At 57.3% G+C, this 12,983-nt stretch carries 13 protein-coding genes (1 of these 13 only partly in view); 10 read left to right on the top strand and 3 right to left on the bottom strand.

The genetic code is table 11. The annotated features are described in order from the left end of the window. The first annotated feature begins 40 nt into the window (after positions 1 to 40). The 5 genes from ALFI_RS09590 to ALFI_RS09570 all read left to right on the top strand — a co-directional run bounded on the left by ALFI_RS09590 (position 41) and on the right by ALFI_RS09570 (position 5,721). Complete coding sequence (locus ALFI_RS09590) at positions 41 to 754, top strand: isoprenyl transferase (protein WP_014775663.1); 714 nt, start codon at positions 41 to 43, stop codon at positions 752 to 754. Between the two features lie 26 nt (positions 755 to 780). Further along, entirely contained in the window at positions 781 to 3,354 is a 2,574-nt protein-coding gene (locus ALFI_RS09585; protein WP_014775662.1) for a BamA/OMP85 family outer membrane protein, read from the top strand. Positions 3,355 to 3,537: 183 nt separating this feature from the next. Continuing rightward, positions 3,538 to 4,044, top strand: coding sequence for an OmpH/Skp family outer membrane protein (locus ALFI_RS09580; RefSeq protein ID WP_014775661.1), 507 nt, complete (start codon positions 3,538 to 3,540; stop codon positions 4,042 to 4,044). A 30-nt stretch (positions 4,045 to 4,074) separates the two neighbouring features. Beyond that, complete coding sequence (locus tag ALFI_RS09575) at positions 4,075 to 4,629, top strand: OmpH/Skp family outer membrane protein (RefSeq protein WP_009596382.1); 555 nt, start codon at positions 4,075 to 4,077, stop codon at positions 4,627 to 4,629. Between the two features lie 183 nt (positions 4,630 to 4,812). Continuing rightward, entirely contained in the window at positions 4,813 to 5,721 is a 909-nt protein-coding gene (locus tag ALFI_RS09570; RefSeq protein ID WP_014775660.1) for a helix-turn-helix domain-containing protein, read from the top strand. Between the two features lie 189 nt (positions 5,722 to 5,910). On the opposite strand, the gene tamL is transcribed toward ALFI_RS09570, so the two are convergent. Together tamL and ALFI_RS09560 are read right to left on the bottom strand one after the other, a co-directional pair. Continuing rightward, the gene (tamL, locus tag ALFI_RS09565; RefSeq protein WP_014775659.1) at positions 5,911 to 8,286 is read right to left on the bottom strand and encodes a translocation and assembly module lipoprotein TamL; all 2,376 of its coding nucleotides are present in this window, start codon (positions 8,284 to 8,286) and stop codon (positions 5,911 to 5,913) included. 8 nt (positions 8,287 to 8,294) lie between these two features. Then, positions 8,295 to 9,041 carry a nitroreductase family protein gene (locus ALFI_RS09560; RefSeq protein ID WP_014775658.1) on the bottom strand — a complete coding sequence of 249 codons (747 nt, stop codon included), beginning with the start codon at positions 9,039 to 9,041 and terminating at the stop codon, positions 8,295 to 8,297. Positions 9,042 to 9,178: 137 nt separating this feature from the next. Between ALFI_RS09560 and dapF the strand changes: the two genes are divergently transcribed. The 5 genes from dapF (at position 9,179) to ALFI_RS09535 (ending at position 12,344) form a co-directional block, all read left to right on the top strand. Beyond that, the gene (dapF, locus tag ALFI_RS09555; protein WP_014775657.1) at positions 9,179 to 9,985 is read left to right on the top strand and encodes a diaminopimelate epimerase; all 807 of its coding nucleotides are present in this window, start codon (positions 9,179 to 9,181) and stop codon (positions 9,983 to 9,985) included. 21 nt (positions 9,986 to 10,006) lie between these two features. Further along, positions 10,007 to 10,198 (top strand): hypothetical protein, encoded by a 192-nt coding sequence (locus tag ALFI_RS09550; protein ID WP_014775656.1) that lies wholly within the window; start codon positions 10,007 to 10,009, stop codon positions 10,196 to 10,198. An 11-nt stretch (positions 10,199 to 10,209) separates the two neighbouring features. After that, positions 10,210 to 11,019, top strand: a complete 810-nt coding sequence (locus ALFI_RS09545) for an alpha/beta fold hydrolase (RefSeq protein ID WP_042493524.1) — start codon at positions 10,210 to 10,212, stop codon at positions 11,017 to 11,019. A 135-nt stretch (positions 11,020 to 11,154) separates the two neighbouring features. Then, positions 11,155 to 11,433, top strand: coding sequence for a zinc ribbon domain-containing protein (locus tag ALFI_RS09540; protein ID WP_014775654.1), 279 nt, complete (start codon positions 11,155 to 11,157; stop codon positions 11,431 to 11,433). Between the two features lie 101 nt (positions 11,434 to 11,534). Continuing rightward, a complete protein-coding gene (locus tag ALFI_RS09535; protein WP_042493522.1) occupies positions 11,535 to 12,344 on the top strand; it encodes a M48 family metallopeptidase in 810 nt (269 codons plus the stop codon). Positions 12,345 to 12,521: 177 nt separating this feature from the next. On the opposite strand, the gene ALFI_RS09530 is transcribed toward ALFI_RS09535, so the two are convergent. Beyond that, positions 12,522 to 12,983, bottom strand: partial view of a DNA-formamidopyrimidine glycosylase family protein gene (locus tag ALFI_RS09530; RefSeq protein ID WP_014775652.1) — the 3' portion only. The gene runs 369 nt beyond the window's last position; only the last 462 of its 831 coding nucleotides appear in the window; its start codon lies beyond the right edge, outside the window; it ends in the stop codon at positions 12,522 to 12,524.

Genomic DNA, 12,983 nt, shown 5'->3' with positions numbered 1-12,983 from the left:
AGGTATTTTTCATTTTTATTCCCTATATTTGTGCCCTAATATGAGCGAGCAGAATCGCATACCGCAACACGTCGCCATCATCATGGACGGCAACGGCCGCTGGGCCGAGTTGCGCGGCAAAGAGCGTTACGAAGGCCATGTCGCCGGCGTCGAACCCGTACGGGCGTCGCTGCGCGCCGCCGCGCGCTGGGGTGTGAAGTACCTGACGCTCTATGCGTTCTCAACCGAAAACTGGGGACGTCCCGCGCAGGAGGTCGATGCGCTGATGGAACTTTTCTGCAAAAGCGTGGTCAACGAAACGCCCGAACTGATCCGTCAGGGGGTGGAGATCCGGATGATCGGCGACCGCACGCGTTTTTCGGAAAAGGTGCAGCGTTATCTGGCCGAAGCCGAGCAGCGGACCGCCGGAGGCAAGACCCTGACGCTGATACTGGCGCTCAACTACTCCTCACGCAGCGAGATCACCCGCGCCGTACGCCAAATCGCCGCACGGGCCGCATCGGGAGAGCTGGCGCCGGAGGAGATTTCGGAAGGCACGATCAGCGCGGCGCTCGACACGGCGCCCTACCCCAACCCGGACCTGATCGTCCGCACGAGCGGCGAACACCGGCTCAGCAACTTCCTGCTCTGGCAGGCGTCCTACGCCGAACTCTACTTCCCGGAGGTGCTGTGGCCCGATTTCACCGAGGAGGAGTTCGACCGTGCAATGGAGGAATACGCCCGGCGCGACCGCCGTTTCGGGCTGGTAAAATAGATGAAGTTAAGATTAGATTTAAATAGATGAATTATTTCGGTAAGATATTCACGGCAGCCGCTGCCCTCGTGCTGTGCTGCACGAATATATTCGCCCAAGAGCAGAATCCTGCTGACACCGCGGCTTCGGCCAAGCCCGCATTCCCGGAAGACGCACCCATATTGCGGCAGGACGGCGCGCAGAAACTCTATTACATCCGCGACGTCAACATTCACGGCGTGCAGTACCTCAACCCCGACATTCTCAAGTCTTCGGCCGGGCTGATCCCCGGCGATTCGATTTACCTGCCGAGCAACTTCATCGCAAACGCCATCTCGCGTCTGTGGAGCCAGCGGTTTTTCTCGGACGTGAAGATCGGAGCCGAGATCGAGGGCGACAGCCTCGATCTGGAGGTGTTCCTCAAAGAGCGGCCGCGCGTCAACAACTGGGACTTCGAAGGCATCTCGAAGGGCAAGAAGAAAGACCTGCTCGAAAAGCTCAAGCTCAAACGCGGCAGCGAGCTTTCGGATTACGTCATCGACAAGAACCAGAAACTCATCAAGGCCTACTGGTCCGAGAAGGGCTTCCGCAACACGGAGGTCTCGACGCGCATCACCAACGACACGCTGCGCCCGCAGATGGTCAACGTAACCTTCCTGATCGACCGCAAACACAAAGTCAAGATCGGCAAGATCAACTTCACGGGCAACGAGCAGTTCAAGGACAAGCGCCTGCGCCGGACTTTCAAGAAGACGCACCAGAAGAGCATCAACTTCTTCCGCGGCACCAAACTCAACGAGAGCGACTACGAGAACGACAAGGACCTGCTGATCGACTTCTACAACTCGAAAGGCTACCGCAACGCCACGATCGTCAGCGACTCGATCTATCCGATCAGCGACAAGCGGCTGGCCATCGACCTCGACATTTCGGAAGGCAACAAATACTACATCCGCAACGTGTCGTGGGTCGGCAACTCGGTGTACGAAACCGACGACCTGCAGCGCATGTTCGGCGTCAACAAGGGCGACACGTACGACAAGAAGTCGATGCACAAGCGTCTGGGCATCGGCAAGGAGACCGATCCCGAAGCGATGTCCGTATCGTCGCTCTACCAGAACAAGGGCTACCTGATGTCGCAGATCGAACCCGCCGAAACCATCATCGGGCCGGATTCGATCGACATCGAGGTCAAGGTATTCGAAGGCAAGCAGTTCACCATCAACGAAGTCGGCATCACGGGCAACCAGCGCGTGGACGACGAGGTGATCCGCCGCGAGCTTTACACCCGTCCGGGCGAGCTTTACGACCGTTCGCTGCTCATGCAGACCATCCGCACGCTCGGCTCGCTGGGACACTTCAACCCCGAAGCGATCATGCCCGACATCAAACCCGTTTCGAACGAGCTGGTGAACGTCAACTGGCCGCTCGAAGAGCAGGCCTCCGACCAGTTCAACATCGCCGGCGGCTGGGGTTCGGGAACGTTCGTAGGTTCGGTGGGCATCACGCTCAACAACCTTTCGATCAAGAACTTCTTCAAGAAGGGCGCATGGCGCCCCTACCCGATGGGCCAGAACCAGCGGCTGTCGCTGTCGGCGCAGACCAACGGCACCTACTACAAGGCGTTCGCCCTGAGTTTCACCGACCCGTGGCTGGGCGGCAAGAAGCCCAATTCGTTCACCATATCGGCCCACTTCTCCGAGCAGAACAACGCCTATTACGTATGGCAGAAGAGTACGCAGTACTTCCGCACGTACGGTCTGGCGGCAGGTCTGGGCAAGCGTCTCAACTGGCCCGACCCCTACTTCACGCTTTACGGCGAGGCGAGCTACGAACGCTTCTCGCTCAAAAACTGGAATACGTTCGGCATGACCAACGGCGCCGCCAACCTGCTCTCGCTCAAATTCGTCTTCGCACGCAACTCGGTGGACCAGCCGATCTATCCGCGCCGCGGTTCGGAGTTCAGCGCATCGGTGCAGTTCACGCCCCCCTACTCGCTCTGGGACGGCAAAGACTACAAGAAGCTGGCGGAGCTCGCCAACAGCACGGACAGCAAGGTGGCGGACAAAGCAAATCAGGAGCGTTACCGCTGGGTCGAGTTCCACAAGTGGCAGTTCAAGGCGCAGTGGTTCCAAGCGCTGACCAAGAACTCGAATCTCGTGCTGATGCTCAAGGCCGAAATGGGTTACCTCGGCAACTACAACAAATATAAGGTTTCGCCTTTCGAACGCTTCGAAGTCGGCGGCGACGGCATGTCGGGATACAACATCTACGGTATCGACATCATCTCGATGCGCGGTTACGAAGACGGCGCCCTCGATCCTACGAACGACTATTCGGTGGCATACAACAAATACACCGCCGAGATCCGCTACCCCGTCATCCTGAAACCTTCGTCGCAGATCTATGTGCTGGGATTCCTCGAAGGCGGTAACGCATTCGATTCGTGGAAGAAGTTCTCGCCCTTCAAGATCAAGCGTTCGGCCGGTTTCGGCGTACGTCTCTACCTGCCCGTGGTGGGTATGCTGGGTATCGACTGGGGTTACGGCTTCGACTCGCCGGCAGGTCAGAGCGGCAAGAGCGGAAGCCAGTTCCACTTCGTAATGGGCCAGCAGTTCTAACCGGCGCACGATTCCGCGGACAATCCCCACGTATTCGAATCTCCCTTTGAAAAGGGGGACCCGGAATTCCGGCGGAGGCGTTTGCAAAAAAAGAGAGGCTGGCAATAAATTTGAAAGAAAATAGTTATATTTATGGTATGGTTCCGGGAAACCGGCTGAATATTAACTTAAAAACATAAGATTATGAAACGTCTGATTTTAATCGCGGCATTCATTCTCACGGCCGGCACGCTGGCAGCGCAGAATTACATAATCGTCAACAGCGAAAAGGTTTTCAAATCCGTCGCGGCCTACAACAAGGCGATCTCCGATCTGGACGAACTCGCCAAGCAATATCAGGAACAGGTGGACGCCAAATTCGCTGAAGTGGAAGCGCTTTACAACGCCTATATGAATCAGAAGGCTTCGCTCTCGGCGACAACCCGCCAGACCCGCGAAAACGCCATTCTCGCCCGCGAAAAAGAGGCGCAGACCTTTCAGGAGAGCCTCTTCGGCAACGACGGCGCGCTGATGAAAAAGCGGATCGAAATGATCGAGCCGATCCAGAAGAAGGTCTTCGCGGCCATCGAAGCCTACGCCAAGCAGGCCGGCGCCGACGTGGTGCTCGACTCGGCGAACAATCCCACGCTGCTCTATACGAATCCCTGTGTGGAGCGCACGCAGCAGTTGATCGACATACTGAAGAAGTAGAAACATCAAACAATTAACTAATAATCTTTTATGAAAAAAGCAATCAAACTAACCCTTGCGGTTGTATTCGTGATGGGCGCGACATCGCTCTTCGCACAACAGAAATTCGGACGCATCAACACTCAGGAGATCATCGTGGGGATGCCCGAAACGAAGGAGATGCAGACCAACATGGAGGCTTATGCCAAGGATCTTCAGGACAATCTGGAGTCCATGACCGTCGAATACAACCAGAAACTGCAGGAGTTCCAGAAGAATTTCAACACCCTTTCGGAGTCGGTACGCCAGCTCAAGGAGAACGATCTCAACGCCCTGATTCAGCGCCGCAACGAGTTCGAGCAGGCAGCCCAGCAGGACTTCCAGAAGCGTCAGAACGAGCTGCTGGCCCCGATTATCGAGAAGGCCAAGAACGCGATCGACAAAGTGGCTGCCGCAGGCGGCTATCTGGCCGTATTCGACACTTCGACGGGTTCGCTCGCCTATTTCGACGAGGCTTCCCTCACCGACATCGCCCCCGCAGTGAAGAAAGAACTCGGCATTACGGATGCTCCCGCCGCTGCGGCCGCACCCGCTGCTTCGAAATAAGTCACTCCGGGATTTCCCGATGGGGCATGAAAAAGGCGCCGGCGATTCCGGCGCCTTTTTCATGCCCCTGCCGCAAGCGGCGATCAAAAGAGGCACAAAGCTGTTCATTTGGTCCGAATATAAAACTATATGAACTGAATATGAGTTTTTATCGCTATATTTCATCCAAAATCCAGAGACGAAATGAACAATACAGAGAGCCAAACACCGATCAACTCATTTACGCTGGCCGAACTTATAGACTTGGCCGGCGAACAACGTCAGGGCCTGATGCGCGAATGCATTACGGCCAGCAGCGACTCCCAAATGCAGGTCTTCCGGTTCCCGTGCCGCATCGACGCCTTCATAATCGGAGTCGGCACCGAAGGGGAGACCTCCGTATCGTTCAACCTGCATGAATTCCGGCTGAAGAAGGATTCGATGTTCATCTTTACCCCGAAAAATATCCTGCAGGTAAATTCGCAACAGTATTTCAAAGCCGACGTCATCGCCATATCGCCCGACTTCATGCGCCGCATCAACATCGACATCAAAAACATGATACCGCTGTTCCTCAAATTCGTCGAAAATCCCACATTGGCGCTGACGCCCGAAGAGAGCCGCTCCATGCGCGGCATGATCGCCCAGATCGAACGCGAAACCCGCGGGCCGGAGACCCATTTCTCGTTCGATATCGTCAGCGGGCTGATCGCCGCAACGATTTACAAGGTCGGGGATATCATGTACCACTACCTCGCGGAGCATCCCGAAGGGCAGAACAATTCGCACAACCGCGCCGAAGAGTACTTCAAGCAATTCACCCACCTGCTGGGCGAACACTTCCGCGAAGAGCGCAGCGTCGGGTTCTACGCCCGCCAGCTCTGCATCACGCCCAAATACCTCACCACGCTCATCAAGCGCATCAGCGGGCAGTCGGTTTCGGAGTGGATCGACAACTATGTGATTCTGGAGGCCAAAACCCTGCTCAAATACTCGACGATGAGCATACAGGAGATCGCCTACTACCTGAACTTCCCGAACCAGTCGTTCTTCGGCAGCTACTTCAAGCGCAACACGGGCATGTCGCCCTCGCAGTACAAAGCGCAAAACTGACAAGGGCCAGCATCCGGCGAAACACGTCCGGCAATACGCATCCGGCGGTGCATGTCGAGGAGAGGCATATCCGGCAGTGAATATCCGACGGAGCATGTATGACAGCGCATATCCGGCAGTATGCACACCCTCCTGCATACGAAACCCCGGCCGCAGCACTGCGCCGGGGTTTGTCGTCGCGAAGCCTCGTCAGAAGGGATATCCGACGCCGAAGTTGAGCGCGGTATTCTTCCAGCGGAGGTTGTGGATCCACCGTTCGCCCGCCGGATTGTTGGGATTGTGGAGCTGCACGCCCCAGTCGAGCCGGAGCACGGCGAACTTGATGTCGAAACGCAGACCCAGTCCGGTGTTGAATCCCAGCTGCTTATAAAACTTGTCGAAGAAGAAGACCGCCTCGTCGGAGTACTCCGAAGGATTCCGCCGGATATACCAGATATTGCCCAGATCGAAGAAGGTCGCGCCGTGCACCATGCCCCAGATCGGAAAGCGCAGTTCGAGGTTGGCCTCCAGCTTGACATCGCCCGTCTGTATCGGGAAAGAGTCGTGCGGATTGGGCACCGACCCCTGACCGAGCGTGCGGGGCGTCCAGCCGCGCATGCCGTTGCTGCCGCCGGCATAGAACTGCCGGTCGAAGGGCACGGCCGACGAGTTGCCATAGGCCATCGCCACGCCGCCGTAGAGACGCCCCACGAGAGCCGACACCTCGCCAAGCATTATCTTGCGGCTGACGCTCAGGTCCGTACGGAAATACTGCGAATATTCGATGCCGAAGATTTTGGCAGGCTCGCCCTCCTTCGGCCGCGCATAGAACAGCCGGTCCACCGCGTCGATCAGGTTGCCCGCCGTCTCCAGATTGAAGCGGATATTGGTGGCGTTGCCGCCCAGATTCTTACGCTGGTTGTTATAGCTGTAGCCGAACGAAAGGCCGCCGATAAACTGGGTGCGGAAACTGTTTTTCAGGTATTTATTCGTCGTCTTGCCGAGGAAGGTCGAGTCCAGCCGATTCACATCGACGACATTGATATCGACGGGCCGCAGCGAGAACGAAGAGTAACGGTTGTTGGTCCACTGGTAGGTGATTCCCGCACTCGAAAGCGTACGCCGATAATAGGGGCGGTCCTGAAAATTGACCGAAAGCTCCACCTTGGTCTTCGGCTGGTTCACCGAACGGAACCGCCGCGTACGCCACGGCACCAGAAAACGCGGGAAGGTGAGTCCGGTGGTAACGCCGAATTCCGTGGCGCGCTTTTTCTTGGCGTCGGGCGCCTTCATAAACTCGTATCCCGCCGTAAACGAAACGTCCAGCGCCTCCGCTCCCCGGAAGATGTTGCGGTTCTGGTAACCGACGGTAGCCTTCAGTCCGTAGAAACTCGACGTCGTACTGCCTTCGAGATCGACCTTGAAACTCTGCTTGAGCGCCGGGGTGCACAAAATGTTGCACTCCAGATAGCCCTCCTTCGTAAAGCGGGTCTGCGTGGAATCCGCCGAGGCGCCGATGAAGGAGACGTAATTGGTGACATCGACGCTCCGGGGCTGCTCGACGAAGGCGATCTTGGCGCTCTTGAAATAGCCGAGCGACATCAGGTCGGTATAGGCGCGGTTCACCTGCGCCGAATTGTAGACGTAGTTGGGATAGAGCGGCACCGACTGACGCAGAATGGCCGGACGCAGGTTCGGACGCTTCTCGTAGATGATATTCAGACCGCGGTAATAGAGCGTATCGAGCCGCGAAAGAAAGGTCGAATCGGTCCGCGCGACGGTCGGATCGTACGCCGGAAAGACGTTGATCCGGTCGATGCGGTAGACCATGTTGTTGTCCATCACGGCCTGTCCGCGTTCGTTGTAACCCGTAAGATACTGCTTGATATTGACCTGCACATCGACCTGATGGTTTCCGCCGAGCGTGTCGGCGACATAGTCGATGTTGTTGACCGTAAAGTTGTAGTAGCCGCGCTCCTTGAGGAAAGCCGTGACGCGCTCCCGCTCGCGGTCGAGCACCGCGATGTCGAAAACCCGCCCCGGACGGATCAGCGTATTGGCGGTGTCGGGCAGGATGATCTGTTCGAGGAACTTGTCCTGAAAATCGTACGAAATGCTGTCGATGCGGTAAGGCTCGCCCTGCCGGGTGCGGTAGACGACTTTGGCGCGCCTGCGGCGCGAGGTGGTATCGACTTCGAACGTCGCTTGGGAAGAGAAGAACCCGCGCGTGTCCATATAGACCTTCAGGTTCTGCGCGCTCCGCTCGGTCAGGCTCATGTCGAGCAGCACGGGTTCCTGCCCGATCTTGCGTTTCCAGTTGTTCCACCAGTTCTGCTTGCCCGGATTGGCCTGCTCGTAGAGCCAGACATAGAAATTCGTCCCCAGAAAACGCTTGTTGGGGGTCTGGCGCACGTATTTTTCGAGGTCGGCAGCCGTGATGCGCTCCTTGCGGGGCGTCGATTTGTCGGACTCGATCGTCACCTTCTGCAGCAGGTACTGCCCTTCGGGAATCTTGCGCGTAACGCTGCACGCGGAGCACAAAAAGCCCAGCACGGCGACAGCTAATATACGACTCAAGCCCCGCACGCCCCCGATCAGTTGTTAAAGAACCCCTTCTCTTTCAGCAGAGCGAAGTAGGAATTCGAGATGGAGAGGTTGTCCTCACGCACATAACGGCGCTGCGTGAAAATCTGCGCCAGATTAGGCAGCCCGTTCTCCTCCAGCAGACGCTTGGTCAGCTCCGACTCTTCGCGCTCGGCCCACAATTCGTCGATCTCGGCGGCCGTATAGTCGGTGTATTTCTCGTAATGCACGACGGCTTCCAGCGGCAGACGGTCGGTCAGTTCGGGCGATTCGTCGGGATAGCCCAGCACGATGGTCGTCACGGGAATCACCCTCTTCGGAAGTTCGAGTATCTCGGCGATCATCCCGGCCGTATAGATCGTCGTACCGAGGTAACAGATGCCCAGCCCGTTCATTTCGGCCTCGACGCAGAGGTTCTGGGCCGCAAGCAGGGCGTCCGTCGAAGCGTTCAGGAACCATGCGAAGTTGTCGTATGCGGGATCGGCGTCGCGCTGCTCGCACCACATCGAGAAGCGGTGCACGTCGGCGCAGACCGTCACCACGCAAGGCGCCTGCGTCACCATCGGCTGGTTGAAATGGCACGGGGCGAGTTTCGCGCGCAGGGCCGCATCGCGCGTCACGACCAGCGAATAGAGCTGCATGTTGCCGCAGGTCGAAGCCCGCGAAGCCGCTGCCAGTATCTCCTGCAGCAGCTCTTCGGGAACGGGTGTGGAACAGAATTTACGTATCGAACGATGCTTGAAAAGCACGCTTTTCATGGATTTTTTCTTTTATCGGTTCTGTATAAAAACAATACAAGCGTCCGCCGGTCCGGGCGAATGCGCTTATTTTCCACAAAAATAGTAAAACTTTTAGAAGTTTTATTATTTTTGCGATGATATAACCACTATCCGGAATGCTGGTATCATTCGTAAAATACGAGGGCGCAGGCAACGATTTCATCCTCATCGACGACCGCGAAGAGCTGTTCAGCGCCGACGCACGGCTGATCGCGGCCTTGTGCGACCGCCACTTCGGCATCGGAGCCGACGGGCTGATGACCCTGCGGCGCAGCGTCGAGATGGACTGCTCGATGCGCTACTACAACGCCGACGGTTCGCCGGGCGAAATGTGCGGCAACGGCGCACGGTGTTTCGCGCTTTTCGCCGAGCATCTGGGCATCGGCGGCGAAACCAAGTATTTCGACGCCACGGACGGCATGCACACCGCGCGCATACGCCGCGCGAAGAACCGGACGGGCGAGATCGAGCTGGGCATGATAAATGTATCGGAAATTCGCAGCGGCAAAGGCTGGTGGTTCCTCAATACGGGCGTTCCCCACTATGTGGAATTCACGGAGGAGCTGGACGGCGTGGACGTAAAGGGTCTGGGACGGATGATCCGTCACGACACGGCGCGTTTTCCGCAGGGTACGAACGTCAATTTCGCAGAGATCGCAGGCGAGGGCGAAATCCGGATGCGGACCTACGAACGGGGCGTCGAAAACGAAACGCTGGCCTGCGGCACAGGAGCCACGGCCGCGGCGATCATAACCAATTACGCTTTGCAGCACGAAACGACCAAATACCGAATCACGGTGCCCGGAGGCGAACTGCACGTACGCTTCTCGCATGAACCCGGCACGCAGACCTATACGGATATCCGGCTTACGGGCCCCGCGCGGCGCGTCTTCAAAGGGGTATTCGAAACCGACAATTTCTAAACCACTCATCTTTTCCCATCCATGAAAACACAAAAGGGAATTCGCGAACATGAAGCGGACGAACTTCGGAAAGCCAAACGTCTCGAACCGATGCGCAAAAGCGGCAAGGAGCGCCATTCGCTCTACCGTTCGATCGACGAAGAGGAGGAGGAAGAACTCATGCCCCGGCGCGAATCCGTACTCGACTACCTCGACGATCAGGACGAGGAGTAAGCCCTGTAATCATGACTGAAAAATTTATTATGGCCGGCTCCACGGCCCTGCACGTCTGCGACTCGCAGGCCGGAGACAAATGCGTCGTGCTGCTGCACGGCTATCTCGAATCGCTGCTCGTCTGGGAGGATTTCGTACCTTATCTATATAAGGAGGTGCGCGTGGTGACGCTCGATCTGCCGGGCCACGGCATTTCGGTGGTGACGGGCGCGGTCCACACGATGGATTTTCTGGCCGACACGGTCGCCGACGCGCTCAAAGCCCTCGGCATCGGACGCTGCACGCTCGTAGGACATTCGATGGGCGGATACGTGGCGCTGGCTTTCTGCGAACGCCATCCCGAAATGCTCGACGGCGTGGTGCTGCTCAGCTCCACGCCCAATCCCGACACGCCGGAGAAGGCCGAAAACCGCCGCAGGGAGATCGCGCTCGTCGAGGCCGGGAAGAAAGAGATGCTGGCACGGGTAGCTCCCGCCGCAGGATTCGCCGAAGAGAACCGCGCACGCATGCGGGACGAAATCGAAGACCTTACCGAGCAGGTTTTCGTCACCGAAGACGAGGGAATCGTAGCCCTGCTGGGCGGCATGATCGCCCGCAGGGACCAGAACGAAATGCTGCGCACGTCGAAGGTCCCGCAGCTTTTCATACTCGGTCGAAAAGACGGTTACATACCGCCCGAAGCCGCCGAAAAGATGGTTGCGGAGCACCCGCAGGCGCAGGTCGTATGGCTGGAAAATTCGGGACACATGGGATTCCTCGAAGAGCCGGAAGCGGCGGCTCAGGCGATACTGGATTTCGTCCACGATGAAAAAATCGAATAGCGCGAAAAAACTGTTCGGGCGATAATTTCTCCGGGGTTCAGCCGGCGCGATTCGATCCCATTCCCGGAACAAACTAAACCGATCCTCTCTGAACCGCGTCTCATCGGTTCCGGCAGGATATAAAACCTTTGAACGATGAACGAAGAGATGAAATTCTGTCAGAGCTGCGGCATGCCGATGCAGACGGCGGGCGACTTCGGCACGGAAGCCGACGGCGGCGCGAGCGTGGACTACTGCGTCTATTGCTACAAAAACGGCGCCTTTACCGAAGCGTGCACGATGGAAGAGATGATCCGGCACTGCGCCGAGTTCCACGAAGAATTCCGCGACGAGAACGGCAAAAGCTATACCCGTGAAGAGGCTGTCAGGCTGATGCGGGAGTATTTTCCGACGCTCAAGCGCTGGAGCAAATAACGAAAGCGGACCGGAAATTCCGGTCCGTTTTTGTATCCGCAGCAGAATTGCGTTATATTTGTCCCGAAAAAACCACAAACGCTGATTAAAACATACTTGAAATGAAAAAACTTTTCTTTATGGGCTTTGCCCTGCTTCTGTGCGCCATGTGGCCCGCCGACGCCGCAGCCCAGCTGAAAATCGGCGGCAGGAAACTCAACACCGGAAAACTGCTCGAAGCGGGAAAGGACGTGGCCAAAGCCGTGACATTGAGCGACAAGGACATTGCCCAGCTGAGCCGCGAAGCGGTCGAATGGATGGATGCCAACAACCCCATCGCCGACGAAACGACCGAATACGGCGCACGTCTCAAGCGGCTGACCGAGGGGATCACCGAGATCAACGGACTGCCGCTCAACTTCAAGGTCTACCATGTCGTGGACGTCAATGCCTTCGCCTGCGGCGACGGTTCGATCCGCGTATTCAGCGCCCTGATGGACCTGATGGACGACGACGAACTGATGGCGATCAGCGGCCATGAGATCGGCCATGTGGTACATGCCGACGTAAAACACGCGATGAAAAACGCCTACCTCTCATCGGCGGCGCGCAATGCCGCAGGAGCCGCCGAGGGCAGCACGCTGGCCAAGCTGAGCGACTCGCAGCTCGGCGAGGTCGTGACGGCATTCACCGGCGCCCAGTTCTCGCAGAAGCAGGAATACGAAGCCGACGAATACGGATTCGAATTCTCCGTAAAGAACGGTTTCAGCCCCTACGGCATGGGCAATTCGCTGAACAAGCTGGTCGAGCTTTCCAAGGGCGCGAAGTCCTCGACGGTACAGAAAATGTTCTCTTCGCATCCCGACAGCGAAAAACGCGCTGCGCGCATGAAAGAGAAAGCCGACGCCTACGTAGCCGCACACCAGCAGTAGGCCGTCAAGCCGCAGCGGATACCCCGCGTTCAACGGCCGAAAAGTCCGGCAACCAGCATATTCGGAATAAAACCGGTTGTCCGGAATAAAACCCGCCGCAGCACGCCAGCCTTCGCATTGGCACACTCATGCAACGGAAAAGCCGCCCCTTTTTGGGCGGCTTTTTTGCATGTCTCGCTATTTTATCAGCGGCTGACAGACAGGACAGTAATAGACGGCTCCGCCCAGATAAGCCTCCTTGACAATCGCACCGCCGCAGCCCGGACAAGGCTCCGCGAAGGTGTTTTTAGAGAGCAGGGTCTTGTACCCGCCGGGCTTGCCCAGCAAATCTTTCTCCGTATCGCGTCCGCCGCGATCCGCCATATCCCTCAGGGTCGATTTCACCGATGAATACATCCGCCCCAGTTCTGCATCACCCAGCGTCGCCAGCTTGCGCTTGGGGTGAATATGCGACTTGAACAAAATATCCTGCAAAACACCGTTTCCGAGTCCGGGAATACGCTGTTCCGTCGCCAAGAACGCCTTTGCCGACAAATTGGACTTGGCATCGGAGATAAGCCGGCCGAAACAGGCTTCATCGAAAGCGTCGTCCAGCGGAGAGGGCTTCGAGAGTGCGCCGAGATAATACGGATTGTCGAA

The sequence above is a fragment of the Alistipes finegoldii DSM 17242 genome (assembly GCF_000265365.1).
Classification (GTDB): domain Bacteria; phylum Bacteroidota; class Bacteroidia; order Bacteroidales; family Rikenellaceae; genus Alistipes; species Alistipes finegoldii.
The sequence above is the reverse complement of the archived record's forward strand: the minus strand, read 5'-3'. Positions and strand labels throughout refer to the sequence as shown.